Here is a 15786-nt window from a genome sequence, read left to right as displayed (position 1 = left end):
GGGTCTTTCAAACTGAAAGTATTGAGAACTTCAATCAATATTGCAATTCTTGATTATGACTATTTGGTATAACCTGAGTAAGAGTGTCGTAGTGCACATTTTTTCAGATTTTATCGTCGTGCTTAGACATAGCTTATTTTCAAGAACTTTCTTATTGCTATACTGATCTAACAATATGGAAAAATTATGAAATTTGCTACTGTTTGGAAATATTATTTTACTGAATCCTTACTTAAAGCGACGATTCGGACACCTAGTCAATTTAACTTGGCTCCAAATGCATTACGTCCGTTGCTCGATCAACTGTGCCGTCTATTTCCACAAGATTCAACAGTACAAGTCCGTCCAATCCGTCTGGCTGGTGTGCGTGGTGAAGAAATCAAAGCGCAAGCAGCTGCTACACAACTGATTTTCCACATTCACGGTGGTGCTTTTTTCCTTGGCAGTTTAAATACTCATCGTGCATTGATGACAGATATTGCTGCACGTACTCAAATGCAAGTGATTCATGTCGATTATCCACTTGCGCCTGAGCATCCATATCCTGAAGCCATCGATGCAATTTTCGATGTTTACCAAGCACTATTGGTACAAGGGATTAAACCGAAAGATATTATTATCTCAGGTGATTCTTGTGGTGCAAACCTTGCCTTGGCGCTGTGTTTACGTCTCAAACAACAGCCTGAACTGATGCCAAGTGGCTTGATTCTGATGTCGCCTTATCTTGATCTCACCTTAACCAGTGAATCACTACGCTTTAATCAAAAACATGATGCCTTATTGTCGATTGAGGCCTTACAGGCAGGTATCAATCATTATCTGACCGATAATATTCAAGCCGATGATCCACGTGTTTCACCCTTGTTTGATGATTTAAAAGGGCTACCACCAACTTTGGTGCAAGTGGGTTCGAAAGAAATTTTACTGGATGACTCAAAACGCTTTAGAGAAAAAGCAGAACAGGCTGATGTCAAAGTTCAGTTCAAACTGTATACCGGTATGTGGCATAACTTCCAAATGTTTAACGCTTGGTTCCCTGAAGCCAAACAAGCATTAGCAGATATTGCTGAATTTGCACATGCGCTCGATCGTGACTAAGCAAAATAAAATCGTGTAAAAAATGGTCAGCTATGTCTGACCATTGTCATTCTTAATTCACTTTTGTCATCATAAAATAAAATTGATTGGATATTCAGATAACAGCTGATTTTTCAAAGAATTTTTCCCGTCCTATTTTGCACTCAAAAGCCCAGAACTAGACTTTTTTCTCATTCTAAAGATGCTATTGTTATTTTAATTATCGTTCCTCAATATTTTGACGACAGATATACAGTTCCTAGGAATCTCATTGCATAAAAGGATGCATGCCAATGGTGAAGATTCGTTTTAATAGGTCAACTGACACAACAGGATGGGGCTTTAGGCTTTCTTGGGAACATCACATTGTAGTCAATTGGACCATACTCAAAAAAAGTATTTTATTGCTGATCCTTGCGGCATTTATGAATCTGTTTTGGATCAGCTGGGATATTTTTGTCTTAATCAACCCACAGTACAATCAATGGGTGCACTTGAATCTGGTACGTTCACAACTATGGACCAGTTTGATCATGCTGGTCGTTTTATTATTGCTGATTATCCCTTGTCACCTATTTAGAGAACAGCTTTGGGCACAAAGTATTTTGCCCATTCTGAGCGTTCAGGTTTTTACTGCAATGCTGTGTCATAACAGCTATTTGGTTGGAAGTTTCAGTCCTGCTACTATGGTGGGTTATGTCAGCGTAGTCGGTGTAGGTTTGGTGCTGTTTGACCGTAGGATGGTCTACTGCGCACTCATTCCTGCAACATTTGCCTTATTGCTATGCAACTACCTCAGTATGGTTGGGGTACTGACTTATGCACCATTGTTTAATATGCAGCGGCTGAATGAAGTATCGATGCACCCATTTTGGGTCGGCAGTATGATGTTTTTCTTATTGCCGATCATGTTGGCCTGTTTATTTCTGTTTGAAATTCTGCTGACGCAATGGCGGACTCGGGAGATGACCATTCAAATCCTGAGTCGACTGGATCCACTGACCAATGTGCTGAATCGACGCAGTATCGGCAGTCACTTAGAAAAGTTACATCAGCAACCAGACCCGCTTTATTCGATTGTTCTGCTTGATCTCGATCATTTTAAAAGTATTAATGATCATTTTGGGCATAGCATGGGTGATCAAGTGTTGGTCACTGTGGCAAAATGCTTGGCAAAAAATTTACGTGACCAAGATATTATTGGTCGTTTTGGTGGTGAAGAATTTATTTTATTACTTCCCAACACCACCACAGTACAAGCAAGGAATGTAGCTGAACGCTGCCGCCTAGCGGTATCACAACTACAGTTTATTAGCGAAGATAAGCAAGAGTTTGTAGTAAGTGCCAGTTTTGGAATCAGTAGCTCACTCAGTGCCGATGAACCGCATCTCATCATTAGCCAAGCAGATCAGGCACTGTATGCGGTCAAAGCTGCGGGACGTAATCAAGTTAAAATTTTTACCGAACTTACTGCGAGTTAGAACAATGAAGGCACAATATGCCTTCATTGCAATATTGATTAATCTTTCAAAAACTCTTCGCGATGTTGACGATAAGGCTCATCAAAAGGTACGAACATCTGCTCTTGTCTAGCTTCGGTAATCCATTGCTGTACCGATGCCAAAGACAAGATCTTTTGTGCATAGGCTTGGCCTGATACTGACAGCGGTAGCTTAAAACATTCGAAGCGCATTACCACGGGTGCATAGAACGCATCCGCAATACTAAATTCACCACATAAAAAACTGTCTTCACTCGGACGTTCTGACCAGATCTGATCAATTCGAGCAACTTCGGCACGTAACTGTACATGCTCTGCCCAGAGTTGCTTGCCAATATGGGCCAAATCCGCTTCCACATTCATGGGGCAAAGATTTCGTAAGCTTTGAAAGCCACTGTGCATTTCTGCACTAATACAACGTGCTCTGGCACGTAATGTCTTCTCTTCTGGCCACAACCTCAGTTCAGGATGCTGTTCGGCAATATATTCACAAATCGCCAAGCTATCCCAGACCACCAAATCACCATTCACAAGTGCAGGGACTTTACCCGTTGGATTAAGTTTTAGAATCTCTGTTTTAAATTCACTTTCCGGTTCAAAGCTATCAAACTGAATAAGCTGTTCCTGAAAGGAAATCCCCGCTTGTGTAAGTAAAATCCATGGACGCATCGACCACGTGGAATAATTTTTATTGCCAATAAAGAGTTGATACATTGTTATTGTTTCCCTTTAAATAAAGCCAATTGTTGTAATAGCTCAGCTTTTTGGAATGCACCCGTTAAGCGTAGCGAGCGAATTTCTTGTTGTTGCTGATCTAGGAACAAATAAGTCGGTGGTCCTAAAATATCCCACTGTGCTAACAATGCTTGGTGTGACGCATCATAATGGCTTAAATCCATTTTAATTAAATAATAACCTGATAAAGCCTGCTGGACTTCGGCATCTTTTAAAATACGATGCTCAATCGGCTGACAAGCCACACACCAATCCGCATAGACATCAATCACAATGCCACGGTCTTTGGGTGCATTGGCTAAAATCTGCTGAAATTCATCTGCTGTTCTTGCTACATGCCATTCGGCCAATTTATCTGCCTGGACTGAACTGAGACTTTGAAAATGCTGATATTGATTAAAGGTCAATGCTGGAATCGCTAAGATCAGTAACAGTGCATATAACCATTGCAGCTTACTTTTCTGCCAAAACAAGCGATACGCTGCATAAATAATAAAGGCTAAACCCAGAATTAAGCTGAGAATTTGAATCGCTAACTCTGGCAGCAAAGGACGGATAAAGTAAATGCTCAATGCCAGCATTAAAAAGGCAAAAATCACCTTGATTTGGTTCATCCAGTCACCTGCTTTGGGTAAAGCTTTTGCCCCCAAAACACTGGCCAACAGCAATGGAATGCCCATGCCGAAACCCAGTGTAAACAGTAACAACCCACCTTGCCATTGACTCTGTGTTTGCGAAATAAACAGTAATACCCCAGCCAAAGGTGCGGTCATACATGGCCCGACCAACAGTGCAGAGATCATGCCCATAACACCAGCACCGACCAAAGTACCGCCTTTTTGATTGGACTGCAGTTGATCCAGTCGATTGACCCAGTTCTGTGGTAATTTCAACTCGAACAGGCCAAATAGATTGAGGGCAAACAGTACGAACAATAAGCTAAATGCAATCAGTGTCGCGGGTTGTTGTAACCAGCGTTGGAAATTCAATCCGGCCGCTGAAGCAATTAGACCTAATACTGCATAGACCAAAGCCATACTCACGACAAAAGTCAGTGCAATCGACCAAGCTTTAACACCTTTATTGTCACGCACAATCAATGAGGTCAGAATGGGTAACATCGGTAAGGAACACGGCGTAAATGCCAGTAATATCCCTAAACCCAAGAACAATAAAATGCTATAAGCCAAGGAATGCTGTTCGAGTGCACTTGACCATTTTTGGTCTTGTGCCATTACACCTGAATTATTTGAATTTGTCGTTTTTGCTGTAGGCTCAGTTTGTACTTCATCACTTGCTGCCATTTGAGCATTTAAGGTGTTGGATGAACGCGCCACATCCAAAAAGCTTTTTTGTGAGTTTGCACTGACATTCTGAGCACTGACCAGACCATCTGCATCGGTCTGAAATTCAATATTTTGTGGAGGATAACAAATTCGGTCTTTGGCGCAGCCCTGCCAAGTGACACGATAATGCTGCGAGGCTTGAGTTGGAATACTAAATTCAGCTTGTTGATAATAAACTTGGCTGTGACCATAGTTCTCATCATACTGCTCTACCGCTTTCGGTAAAGTTAGTGCGACGGGCTGATTGCCCTGCTGCACTTCAAACTTATGCTGATAGAGATAATAATTTGGCTGGATCGACCAATGCAAACGTGCCTGATTCTGTGCAGTCGATTCAACCGTAAATGCAAAAGCCTGTTCAGGACTAAGCAATGGTGCGGATGAATTCTCTTGGGCGTAAGTCAAAGACCCACATAACAGCAATAAAGTCCCAAGAAAGTAACTCATCAGCGGGAAAGATTTCCCAGCCTGAACAGACATTTTCATGATTATCTCACTATCACTCTCCTGAGCCTCCCTCCCACTTATGCAGAAGTAAATTTAAGAGAATTCAGGAGCATTCATTATTGTTAGAATAAAACCGATACGCCAAAGCCACCGTTATAACTTTTTTGATCACCATTGAGATCAACGCCAATGCTTGCATCTAATTGCGTGCGATTATTCAAGGCATAAATCAGGCCTGTACCGAGACCATACTCATAGTCTTGGCTCTCTGCTTTACGATAAACAAACTCTGAATAGCCTGATAATTTTCCTGCAATTTTATAATCAATCGTTGGAATGGCAGTCACTGCCCAGTCACTGTTCTGTGCTTCATAACGCATGGTGATCGACGTACCGATCAAATCACTAAATTCATAAGCAACAGCTGAAGTGAGACTATAAATATCATCATGATTGGTGAATTCATCATTACCCGTTGCAATAATCGCTTCAGCCAACAATGCCATTGATAAACGATCATCTTTTAGATCAATGGCTTTTTTCAAACCAATGCTCACATCGCCTAGACCATTACTTTCTTTTTTAGTGCCTGCACGTTTGTATTGCTGCCATACTGGACCTTGCCAGCCCAATTGTAATTCCAGTCCATCGGCCAAACCAGTACGCAATAACATGTCACCATTCAGCGTCAAGGTCTTGTCTTTGACACCATCAACTTTGCCTTCTTGGTAGCTCACGCTTGGTAGACTTTGCTCCCATGCTAACTTTCCAACAGGTGTGATCCCTGTGCCCATACCCGCGCCTGGGCGGTCAAAGGAAAAATCAGCCGCGAAAGCACTCGTGGTTATCATTGATGCAGCAATTAAGCTCAATGTTTGCAATGTTTTCATTCTATTCCTCGTTCTATTTCTAATGGCTTGGTTTATGCACCTAGCTCTTTTGACATTTTTGCACCATGCTGACGTAACAATTCCAGTGTTGCACGTTCTTCTGGCAAGGATTCTGACCAGTCAATTTCATCAAATTCACAGTCAAAGAAAAGCTGGCTAATAGATGATAAAACGGTTAAACCTTCTTCATCACGGGTATTTGGATCTACTTTTTCATCAAGTAAGCGTTGTACTACAGGCACGCAAGCAGAACTCGCCGCATCCCAAAGCGGACCATAGAACTCTTCTGAATCCCATAAATGTAAATTTGCTTTGGCTTGAATCAAAGCTTCTAAAATATCGATATAAACTTTGAGCTGTTGTTGCTTTTCTTCTTCAGTGAAAGGCTTGCCTGCTTCATAAGCTTCACAAATTTGTTCCCACCAAGCGAATAAACCATCGCAAACCACCGATACAGGCGGTCCTTGCTCAGGGTCAATAAAATTCGGGTCGAGTCCTTCAGCAAGTAAAGATTGCACTTGGTCCAAATCGAGTTGTTGTATGGCTTGCACCAAGGCCTGCTGTTGCTTATTTAACATGACCAGTTCTCACAATATTTTTTAATGGCTCTATTATGCCGAATATCCTGACAGGATTTTATAAAACCATCTAAAAAATCATGTAGAAATTTGATACAGGCATAAAAAAAGCCCAACAATTGGGCTTTTTCTTTAGGTTTGTGGCTATGCTTCATCATCCACTTTTACGTCATCATCGACATCAACATATTCGGGTAAACCACCACGATGGTGCTCTTTTTTCTCATAAAGATGCTCCAGACTACGTTTCAATTTATCAATCGCACCATGAATCGAGTTATCAATATTTGCTGCTTTATGTGTCACTGCGACAGGTTTCATTCCTGCTGGGCGAGCTTCAATCATACAACGTTTGTCATGATCGCCCGTTTTATCCCCGTTTTCATCACTAATATGAACCGAAAAATGTGTAATACGCTCGCTATAACGTTGGAATTCTTGTGTAAGTTCTGCACGAACATAACTGTTTAAGCGTTCACTACCTTGAATGTTTTTATCTGTACGGATTTCAATATTCATAAATATCTTCCTCTCTTTTCTGTGAGACGGTGCTACAAAACTTTTTTCTTTGCACACTTTGAGCTTGCAGTCATTCAGTGCAGTTGTATATTTTGATTATGTAAATGCTTGTTGTCTCCTCGCTTTGCATCTGTTGCTTTTCAGTATGTAAGAAGATCTTCTATAATTCCAATATCTGTCTTTCCTCGAAAATATGCAAGCTGATTTTTGACATTTTCATTAAAACTTAAAACAAAAATATTTTTAACTTTAGGGGCCATTTTATTTTGGCCTGCTATATACAATTCTTTTGTTCATTTGGTCAAATTTGGCTTTATTTTTGCTTAATACCTTGTATCCTTTACACGCCTTTTGGGGGGAGATTTTTTAAATGCAATTGAAGCAACTTGCAGCAACATGTTTATTGGTATCTACAGCAGCTTTCGCTCAGGCGAAGCCGATTTGGCAAGATTTCAGCTTGACGGGTTTGTATGGTGAAAACTACGAAGTTGTTGATGAAAAACAAACAACTGTAACGGTTGAATATGCAGCAAAAGTCAAATATGCCGATGTATTTTTCTTTATGGACCGTATGCGTGGCAGCGATGACCATAAAAGCACCTATTTCGAACTTTCTCCACGTTTAAGCTTGGGTGAAATTTCAGGTCAGAAACTTGCGTTTGGTCCAATTAAAGATGTGTTGATCTCAACCACTTGGGAAAGCAACAATGATGACTTCGCTAGCTTTGACAACTTCTTGTATGGTGTAGGTTTTGATCTTGCCATTCCATATTTCCAATATGCGAATGTGAACTTCTACCGCGCCAACAATGAAAATACGGCTGATGACTATCAAATGACCATTGCTTATGCTTTGCCATTTAAAGTATCAAACGAAGATTTCTTGGTGGATGGTTTCCTTGACTGGTCTACAGGTGAAAAAGATCACGCAAGTGAACTCAACTGGACCACACAATACAAGTGGAACTTGGGTAAACACATTTCACCTGATACTCGCCTTTATTTAGGTGTTGAGCATTCTGTTTGGAATAACAAATTTGGTATGAAAAACCGTGACGAAAACAACGTCAGCGCTTTGATCAAATACCACTTCTAAGCCTTTTAGAATGTGAAAAAACAGCAAGGATTTCCTTGCTGTTTTTGTTTGTATCATCGAATATAAATGTGAGCTGACCTTTTGCTCTATCCACATCATACCTGTTTATTTTGTCTAATTTGATGACCTTTGCTTATGGTTGAAAATATTGCACTTGCCCCATCTACCTTAGCTGCACATTTCCACATGCGTTTTGCCACAACAGATGACCTAGAACAAATCCTCGCGATCTATAATCACGAGATTTTAAATGGCACAGCCAACTGGAATGATCAGGCGGTTCCCTTAGCAGATTATCAGCAACGTTTTCACGGCATGCAGCAACAGCACTTCCCCATGATCGTGGTTGAAGACTTGAATAGCCATCAAGTCGCTGGTTATGCCTATTACACTGCATTTCGAACCATCAGTGGTTATCGCCAAAGCATTGAACATTCTGTTTTTGTAGATCCCAGCTATGCTCGCCAAGGGCTGGGCAAAGCCCTGATGCAGCAATTGATTCATCTTGCCAAACAGCAAAACATGCACATCATGGTTGCCGCGATTGATAGTGAGAATAAGGGATCCATTGTGCTACATGAACAATTGAGCTTCGTGCAAACAGGTTATATGCCACAAGTGGGACAAAAGTTTGGCACATGGCGAGATTTGGTCTGGATGCAACTGCAACTCACAGAATCTCAATAAAAACCTCACTTTTACCCTACTGTCTTACGGCTGAATTGTGGCTTAGAATGAAAGCAATACTTGATTTCAAAAATAGCCAAAATGATTAAAACATCTCAACTCGGTCTGTGTCTTTCCATCGCAATCGCTTCAAGCGCGAGCTTTGCAGAACTTTCCTTCGAGCAAGAATTGCAACAGGGCTGTGCCAAAGTAAAACAATATGCACAAGCAGGTAAAAAGTTCTACGATCAAAAGCAATATCTCAAAGCAGCCAAGCAATTTCAAGACCAAGCCGCATGGGCACATTTCTGTCAGGCCAATGCAGATGAAAGCGGCATTCAGGTCAGTGACCGAGACATCGAAATCGCCAACAATAATGTGGGGTTAAGCTACGCCAAACTCGGCAAACCGCAATGGGCCAGAGTTTGGTTTCTCAGAGATAAAGACTCGAAAACCAGTCAATACAACTTAAAACAATTGCCCAAGCCAAAACTACCTTCCGATCTACAAGGGACTTATGTCCGCGCCAATGGTTTTGGGCAATGGGATTACATCAAGGTCAGTAAAAAGCAGAATAAATATGCGATTGCATTTGATGGCTATTACTTTGGCCTACGCGGTTTGATCTATGGACCCAATATGGGACAGTTTGAAACCAGCATGCCAATCAAGTCAAAACAAGCCAGCTATCGCTATGAGGACTGTCAGATCAAACTTCAATTTGCCAATGATGCAAATCTAGGTCAAAAAATTGAGGTTGAACAGCACAATGGCGAGTCCTCATGTGGCTTTGGACACAATGTCTATGCAGGCGGAACATTTTATAAGGTTGAAGACAAATAAATCTAGGCTAACCATTTAATGTTCTAAATTGCATTTTCCCAACGTTCACTATCGTGATAGGCGACATGGATGTCGCCATGTTCGACTGCCTTGCGCTGCTTCCAAAGCCATGCTTTGGAATTGCTCAGGATGTAACGTCAGTCGAACAAAAGATTTTTGCTTACTTTTGATCTCTCAAAAGTAAGGTCCATCATAAAGATACATTCCTTAGAACAAGGATAAAGTAACTGTTAGCCAAGAAATACTAAATCGCCACCAACTCCCGAATCCCCTTCTCAGGCATATCCTCCCCCCGCCCCTGTGCAATCACCTGCCCACGCGCCATCACGGTATACGCATCCGCCAACTCTTCAGCAAAATCATAAAACTGCTCGACCAAAATAATCGCCATCTCACCTTGATCCGCCAATTTACGAATCACCCGACCAATATCTTTAATAATTGAAGGCTGAATCCCTTCGGTCGGTTCATCTAAAATCAAAACACTCGGCTCCGAAGCCAACGCTCTAGCAATCGCAAGCTGCTGTTGCTGGCCACCCGATAAATCTCCGCCACGGCGATGTTTCATTTCATCGAGTACAGGGAAAATTTCATATAAATGGCTTGGCACCTTACGCGTCTTGGCACCCGAAAATTTAGCCATGCCAATTAAAATATTTTCTTCTACCGTTAAAGTTGAAAAGATATCGCGACCTTGCGGCACATAGGCCAAACCTGCACGTACCCGTTGCTCAGGGGACATCTTGGCGATGTCTTTGCCATCTAACAAAATCTGCCCTGACTTAATCGGCAGAATCCCCATCAGGCATTTCAACAAGGTGGTTTTGCCTACGCCATTACGGCCTAGCACCACACTACACTCACCCACAGGCGCGTTAAAAGACACATCACGCAGAATATGACTGCCACCATAGAATTGATTAATTTGTTTCACTTCTAACATGTGCCTCTCCTAGCGTCCCAAATATTTTTCGATCACATCTTCATTGGCCTGAACCTCTGCCAATGTGCCTTCTGCCAAAATCGCCCCCTGCGCCAATACCGTGACTTTTTCACTGATGGTATCAATAAAGCTCATGTCATGTTCCACCACCACAAGGGTGTGATTTTTTTTCAGTTCCAGACACAGTTCAGCCGTGCGCTCGGTTTCAGCATCGGTCATACCTGCGACAGGCTCATCCAATAAAATCAACTTCGGCCGTTGCATCAGCAACATGCCGATTTCCAACCACTGTTTTTGTCCATGTGACAGCAGACCTGCTGGCTTGTGTACAAACTCCTTTAAACGAATCTGTTCCAGACTTTCATCCAAAGCCAATTGCGCTTCTGGGTCTAAACGAGAAAAGAAGCTTTTCTTCACCCGTTTATCTCGTGGTGCTGCCAACAGTAGATTTTCCATGACTGTAAAATTTTCAAACACCGTTGGTTTTTGGAATTTTCGACCGATGCCCGCTTCGGCAATTTGCTCGGTACTCATTTTGGCAAGATCATAGTTTTGCCCAAAAAATGCCGTACCTGTGGTTGGACGCGTTTTACCAGTAATCACATCCATCAAGGTGGTTTTTCCTGCGCCATTCGGCCCGATGATGCAGCGTAATTCACCCTCGGCAATGTACAACGACAAATCATTGAGGGCTCGAAATGAGTCAAACCAGACACTGACTTTTTCCAGATATAAGGCAATACCGTGGCTAAAATCCGCACCTTGCGGCTTGGCACGACCATAGCCCTCGCCCAGTTGACCGCCATGTTGAGCTGAGTCTATTAATACATCACTCATTTAATCACGCTCCTTTTTAAAACGGTCAAATAAACCAATCACACCTTTTGGCAAGAATAAGGTCACCACGATAAACAGTGCGCCCAAAATCAATAACCATGCTTCTGGCGCAGCCACAGTGAAATAGGTTTTCACTGCATTAATTAAACCAGCCCCTAAAATCGGGCCAATCAAAGTGCCACGTCCACCCGCAGCCACCCACACCGCCATTTCAATTGAGTTGACTGGGTTCATTTCACTTGGGTTGATAATACCAGCCTGCGGCACATACAACGCCCCCGCGATGCCTGCAATCACCGCGGACAATACCCATGCCGACAGCTTGTACCACAGCGTACGATAACCGAGATATTGCAAGCGATTTTCACTGTCACGAATCGCACCCAACACACGACCATAAGGACGATTCATCAGTTGGCGCAGACCAAGGAAACACAACATCAACATTAACGCAGTCACAAAGCACAGCGTTGCGCGCATTGGTGCAGAGGTAATGTCAAAACCCAAAATAGTTTTAAAGCCTGTAAAACCATTGTTGCCACCAAAGCCTGTTTCATTACGGAAGAACAGTAATGCGGTGGCAAAAGTCATGGCTTGGGTAATAATGGAGAAATACACGCCTTTGATTTTGGAACGAAAGGCGAAGAATCCAAAAATAAACGCGATCAAACCTGGTACCAGCACCACCAGTGCCAGCGCCCAAGCAATGTGCTCGGTACCGATCCAATACCAAGGCAACTCAGTCCAACTCAGGAAACGCATAAAATCAGGCAGTCCGTCACCTGCGGATTGGCGCATGAGATACATGCCAAAGGCATAACCGCCCAAGGCAAAATACAAACCATGTCCCAAGCTTAGAATCCCGGCATAGCCCCAGACCAGATCCAGTGCAAGAGCCACCAAAGCCAAACACATGATCTTGCCAATCAAGGTGATCCAGTAAGCAGATAGGTAAAAGGCCGAGTCAGGAGACAACAAGTGTAGCCACGGCAACAGCAATAACACGCCAAAACACAGTGCAATCGCTACCGCGCTATAGGGCTTGTCGGCAAATAAGGAAGTGATTTTCATTGGCTTACTCCACAAAACGGCCTTTGATGGCAAACAAACCTTGTGGACGCTTTTGGATAAACAAAATCACAAGAACCAAGAGAATAATTTTTGCAAGCACTGCGCCTAAACCAATCTCTAAAACTGTACCGCTAATCCCCAGTCCGAGTGCCGCCAATACCGCCCCCCAAACTTGACCGACACCACCCACAACGACCACAAGGAAGGCATCGATAATGTAGTTTTGTCCAAGGTCAGGTCCAACATTACCAACCTGTGCCAAGGCACAACCAGCCAAACCCGCCAAGCCTGAACCCAGACCAAAAGCCATCATGTCAACCCGTGCAGAACGGATACCAACAGCGCGGGCCATTTGACGGTTTTGTGTCACCGCACGTACAAATAAACCAAAACGGGTTTTATTGAGTAAGAACAGCAACAGCAATAACACTGCGATGGTAAAACCAATAATCGCAATACGGTTATAAGGCAGCATTAAGCTTGGCGTCACCGCGATACCACCACTCAGCCATGCCACGTTAGAAACCTCGACATTTTGCGCACCAAACACCATACGTACCAATTGCATTAAGATCAGACTCACTCCAAAGGTCGCAAGTAAAGTCTCCAATTGACGACCATATAGCGGACGAATCACGGTGCGTTCAATCAACATACCAATCAAGGCACTCACCAGAAATGCCGCAGGAATCGCAGCCAACAAATACCAATCGACTAATCCAGCAAAATGGGTTTTAAAAAAACTCTGGATTACATAGGTGGTATAGGCACCAATCATGATGAGCTCACCATGTGCCATGTTAATTACCCCAAGCAGACCATAGGTAATGGCTAAGCCAAGTGCTGCAAGCAGCAAAATGCTGGCCGTACTTAAGCCTGAAAAGACATGGCCTGACCATTCACTGATTTGTAGGCGGGTTTTAATTTTATTGTGTGCATCCAACAACGCTGCCTTTAATGCAGGATTGCTTTGTGGTTGTTCTAAAGTTTGGTTAATTAAGGCGAATACATCAGGACGATTTGAATCTGCCAAGACTTTGACTGCTTCAAGCTTGGTAAACTCATCAGCACTGTTAAAGTCCAAACGAGCTTTGAGCTGTGCTAAACGTGCTTTAACCTGATCATTTTTTTCATTCAAATAAAGCTGCTTCACCATCGCCACATCAAGTTCAGCCAAATTATTTTCTAAAATATCAACTGCAGCTAAACGTTGTGAGGCATCGGTAGAATTGAGTTTGGCCTTGGCTTGACCAAAATTCAGCGCCTTGCGTAAGGTATTCACCAAAGTCACTTGAGATAGATCGGCTGGCCATTGTTCCAATGCTTGCTGCTCAGGATAGCTGAACAGCTTGTCATCATTTTTCAGCAAATAGGTATTGCCTGCGCTATCGGTATAAAGTTCATTTTGATCAATATATGCCACCAACTGATCCAGTTGTTCAATACTGGCAGGCCATTGATTGAGCATGGCACGACGCGTCGCAAAATCGGACTTCACAAAGGTCTGAATGGCATCTTGAGAAGCTGTAGACGTTGCGGATGTGGCTTCTGCCCATGCTGGACTAAAAATCATCTGTGCCATGATGCAGAGCAGTGCCAAAACATAGTGTTTCGCCATAGAACTCCCCTTATTATTACGGTTTTAAATAGATCAAACAAAAAATCAGAATAGAAAAGCCTGCTGTGAATACAGCAGGCTAAAAGTCACTTATTTCGGGATATACGGACTCCAAGGCTCCGCCTTGATCGTTTGTGGTGTTTTATAGACCACGTCGAATTGGCCATCGCCACGGATCTGTCCAATCATCACTGGTTTATGTAGATGGTGATTAGTTTCATCCATTTTTAAGGTATAGCCTGATGGCGCAGCAAAAGTCTGACCTGCCATCGCATCACGGACTTTGTCGACTTCTGTAGAGCCAGCTTTCTCAACCGCTTGCTTCCACATATTGATACCGACATAGGTTGCTTCCATCGGATCATTGGTCACCACTTTGTCAGCATTTGGAAGTTTGTATTCCACCGCATATTGTTTGAATTTATTCACAAACTCAGTGTTTTTAGGATTTTTCACTGACATGAAGTAATTCCATGCCGCTAGATGACCCACCAATGGTTTGGTATCGATCCCACGTAATTCTTCCTCACCAACAGAGAACGCCATCACAGGAATATCCGATGCTTTGATGCCTTGGTTACCTAGCTCACGATAGAACGGCACATTGGAGTCGCCATTGATGGTCGAGATCACCGCAGTCTTTTTACCTGCAGAGAACTTCTTAATATTAGAAACAATGGTTTGATAATTGCTGTGACCAAATGGCGTGTATTCTTCCATGATGTCGGCATCAGCCACGCCTTTCGACTTCAAGAAAGCACGAAGAATTTTATTGGTAGTACGTGGATAGACATAATCTGTACCGAGTAACACAAAACGTTCTGCTTTACCGCCTTCATCCCCCATCAGATATTCAACCGCAGGAATCGCTTGTTGATTTGGTGCTGCACCCGTGTAGAAGATATTTTTAGACTGTTCCTGACCTTCATATTGCACTGGATAGAACAATAAGCCATTTAGCTCTTCCACCACAGGCAAAACTGACTTACGCGAAACGGATGTCCAACAGCCAAAAATAACAGCTACTTTATCTTGGGTAATCAACTGACGGGCTTTTTCTGCAAATAATGGCCAATCCGATGCAGGGTCAACAATCACAGGTTCTAATTTTTTACCCAGTACTCCACCATTGGCATTGATCTCATTAATGGTCATCAAGGCAGTGTCTTTCAGTGAGGTTTCAGAAATCGCCATGGTGCCTGAAAGCGAATGTAGAATCCCCACTTTAATGGTATCACCGCCGGCTGCGGGTGCAGTTTTGGCTTCTGTTTTGGTCTGTTCTGTTTTTTCTGCTGGTTTTGAACAGCCAACTAGACCGATCCCCATCATGGCTGCCATGAGCACTGACATCGACATCAAATTGTTTTGCATCTTGTTTCTCCACCCATCAATAATTGTGATTTTTACTGGGTGGAGTTATTCAATTTCTGTGCCAACACAATAAGATATTGTTTTTAATTAATTTAAATAAAATTTAAGTCTTAATTCTTTCATCTTGTATACAACATTGCATACAAAAAATACGCAACGACCTAAAATGATGCAAATTTGTTCAGCTCGGATATTAAAAGTTCAACAAAAGAAAAAGCCAAGCTAGTGCTTGGCTTTAATCCGATAAT

15 protein-coding genes are annotated in these 15786 nt (G+C 42.7%); 5 read left to right on the top strand and 10 right to left on the bottom strand.

The genetic code is table 11. From position 1 onward, the window contains the following. Positions 1-186: 186 nt before the first annotated feature. Positions 187-1098 (top strand): alpha/beta hydrolase, encoded by a 912-nt coding sequence (locus GBI66_RS05285; RefSeq protein WP_005185925.1) that lies wholly within the window; start codon positions 187-189, stop codon positions 1096-1098. A gap of 272 nt (positions 1099-1370) precedes the next feature. Next, positions 1371-2558 carry a GGDEF domain-containing protein gene (locus GBI66_RS05280; protein WP_151715399.1) on the top strand — a complete coding sequence of 396 codons (1188 nt, stop codon included), beginning with the start codon at positions 1371-1373 and terminating at the stop codon, positions 2556-2558. Between the two features lie 38 nt (positions 2559-2596). Here GBI66_RS05280 and GBI66_RS05275 read toward each other — a convergent pair whose 3' ends face one another. The 5 genes from GBI66_RS05275 to GBI66_RS05255 all read right to left on the bottom strand — a co-directional run bounded on the left by GBI66_RS05275 (position 2597) and on the right by GBI66_RS05255 (position 7093). Next, complete coding sequence (locus tag GBI66_RS05275; RefSeq protein ID WP_151715398.1) at positions 2597-3292, bottom strand: glutathione S-transferase family protein; 696 nt, start codon at positions 3290-3292, stop codon at positions 2597-2599. Between the two features lie 2 nt (positions 3293-3294). After that, on the bottom strand, positions 3295-5145 hold the full coding sequence (gene dsbD, locus GBI66_RS05270; protein ID WP_151715397.1) for a protein-disulfide reductase DsbD: 1851 nt from the start codon (positions 5143-5145) through the stop codon (positions 3295-3297). 83 nt (positions 5146-5228) lie between these two features. Next, positions 5229-5996, bottom strand: a complete 768-nt coding sequence (locus tag GBI66_RS05265; RefSeq protein ID WP_005185941.1) for a transporter — start codon at positions 5994-5996, stop codon at positions 5229-5231. A 32-nt stretch (positions 5997-6028) separates the two neighbouring features. Continuing rightward, positions 6029-6574, bottom strand: a complete 546-nt coding sequence (locus GBI66_RS05260) for an ankyrin repeat domain-containing protein (protein WP_151715396.1) — start codon at positions 6572-6574, stop codon at positions 6029-6031. A 144-nt stretch (positions 6575-6718) separates the two neighbouring features. Then, positions 6719-7093: an HPF/RaiA family ribosome-associated protein gene (locus tag GBI66_RS05255; RefSeq protein WP_004803557.1), complete on the bottom strand. Its 375-nt coding sequence runs from the start codon at positions 7091-7093 to the stop codon at positions 6719-6721. A gap of 370 nt (positions 7094-7463) precedes the next feature. Here GBI66_RS05255 and GBI66_RS05250 point away from each other — a divergent pair, with 370 nt between their 5' ends. From GBI66_RS05250 to GBI66_RS05240, 3 genes are all read left to right on the top strand, one after another. Continuing rightward, positions 7464-8189: an outer membrane protein OmpK gene (locus tag GBI66_RS05250; protein ID WP_151715395.1), complete on the top strand. Its 726-nt coding sequence runs from the start codon at positions 7464-7466 to the stop codon at positions 8187-8189. Positions 8190-8324: 135 nt separating this feature from the next. Continuing rightward, entirely contained in the window at positions 8325-8876 is a 552-nt protein-coding gene (locus GBI66_RS05245) for a GNAT family N-acetyltransferase (protein ID WP_151715394.1), read from the top strand. Positions 8877-8957: 81 nt separating this feature from the next. After that, positions 8958-9698 carry a hypothetical protein gene (locus GBI66_RS05240; RefSeq protein WP_151715393.1) on the top strand — a complete coding sequence of 247 codons (741 nt, stop codon included), beginning with the start codon at positions 8958-8960 and terminating at the stop codon, positions 9696-9698. A 244-nt stretch (positions 9699-9942) separates the two neighbouring features. Here the strand turns inward: GBI66_RS05240 and urtE are convergent, their stop codons facing one another. From urtE to urtA, 5 genes are all read right to left on the bottom strand, one after another. Beyond that, the gene (gene urtE, locus GBI66_RS05235) at positions 9943-10641 is read right to left on the bottom strand and encodes an urea ABC transporter ATP-binding subunit UrtE (protein WP_004657106.1); all 699 of its coding nucleotides are present in this window, start codon (positions 10639-10641) and stop codon (positions 9943-9945) included. A 9-nt stretch (positions 10642-10650) separates the two neighbouring features. Continuing rightward, entirely contained in the window at positions 10651-11478 is an 828-nt protein-coding gene (urtD, locus tag GBI66_RS05230; protein WP_004657105.1) for an urea ABC transporter ATP-binding protein UrtD, read from the bottom strand. After that, on the bottom strand, positions 11479-12549 hold the full coding sequence (urtC, locus tag GBI66_RS05225; protein WP_151715392.1) for an urea ABC transporter permease subunit UrtC: 1071 nt from the start codon (positions 12547-12549) through the stop codon (positions 11479-11481). A 4-nt stretch (positions 12550-12553) separates the two neighbouring features. Next, positions 12554-14167: an urea ABC transporter permease subunit UrtB gene (gene urtB, locus GBI66_RS05220; protein ID WP_151715391.1), complete on the bottom strand. Its 1614-nt coding sequence runs from the start codon at positions 14165-14167 to the stop codon at positions 12554-12556. Positions 14168-14257: 90 nt separating this feature from the next. Continuing rightward, entirely contained in the window at positions 14258-15538 is a 1281-nt protein-coding gene (gene urtA, locus GBI66_RS05215) for an urea ABC transporter substrate-binding protein (RefSeq protein WP_151715390.1), read from the bottom strand. Positions 15539-15786: the final 248 nt, after the last annotated feature.

The organism is Acinetobacter sp. TUM15071, assembly GCF_008980925.1.
Classification (GTDB): Bacteria; Pseudomonadota; Gammaproteobacteria; order Pseudomonadales; family Moraxellaceae; genus Acinetobacter; species Acinetobacter dispersus.
Note: the sequence above shows the minus strand (reverse complement) of the source record. Positions and strands in the feature narration are given on the sequence as shown.

Coding starts and splice junctions, on each gene's coding strand:
- GBI66_RS05285 (WP_005185925.1), top strand. CDS start 187: ATGAAATTTGCTACTGTTTGGAAATATTATTTTACTGAATCCTTACTT.
- GBI66_RS05280 (WP_151715399.1), top strand. CDS start 1,371: ATGGTGAAGATTCGTTTTAATAGGTCAACTGACACAACAGGATGGGGC.
- GBI66_RS05275 (WP_151715398.1), bottom strand. CDS start 3,292: ATGTATCAACTCTTTATTGGCAATAAAAATTATTCCACGTGGTCGATG.
- dsbD (WP_151715397.1), bottom strand. CDS start 5,145: ATGAAAATGTCTGTTCAGGCTGGGAAATCTTTCCCGCTGATGAGTTAC.
- GBI66_RS05265 (WP_005185941.1), bottom strand. CDS start 5,996: ATGAAAACATTGCAAACATTGAGCTTAATTGCTGCATCAATGATAACC.
- GBI66_RS05260 (WP_151715396.1), bottom strand. CDS start 6,574: ATGTTAAATAAGCAACAGCAGGCCTTGGTGCAAGCCATACAACAACTC.
- GBI66_RS05255 (WP_004803557.1), bottom strand. CDS start 7,093: ATGAATATTGAAATCCGTACAGATAAAAACATTCAAGGTAGTGAACGC.
- GBI66_RS05250 (WP_151715395.1), top strand. CDS start 7,464: ATGCAATTGAAGCAACTTGCAGCAACATGTTTATTGGTATCTACAGCA.
- GBI66_RS05245 (WP_151715394.1), top strand. CDS start 8,325: ATGGTTGAAAATATTGCACTTGCCCCATCTACCTTAGCTGCACATTTC.
- GBI66_RS05240 (WP_151715393.1), top strand. CDS start 8,958: ATGATTAAAACATCTCAACTCGGTCTGTGTCTTTCCATCGCAATCGCT.
- urtE (WP_004657106.1), bottom strand. CDS start 10,641: ATGTTAGAAGTGAAACAAATTAATCAATTCTATGGTGGCAGTCATATT.
- urtD (WP_004657105.1), bottom strand. CDS start 11,478: ATGAGTGATGTATTAATAGACTCAGCTCAACATGGCGGTCAACTGGGC.
- urtC (WP_151715392.1), bottom strand. CDS start 12,549: ATGAAAATCACTTCCTTATTTGCCGACAAGCCCTATAGCGCGGTAGCG.
- urtB (WP_151715391.1), bottom strand. CDS start 14,167: ATGGCGAAACACTATGTTTTGGCACTGCTCTGCATCATGGCACAGATG.
- urtA (WP_151715390.1), bottom strand. CDS start 15,538: ATGCAAAACAATTTGATGTCGATGTCAGTGCTCATGGCAGCCATGATG.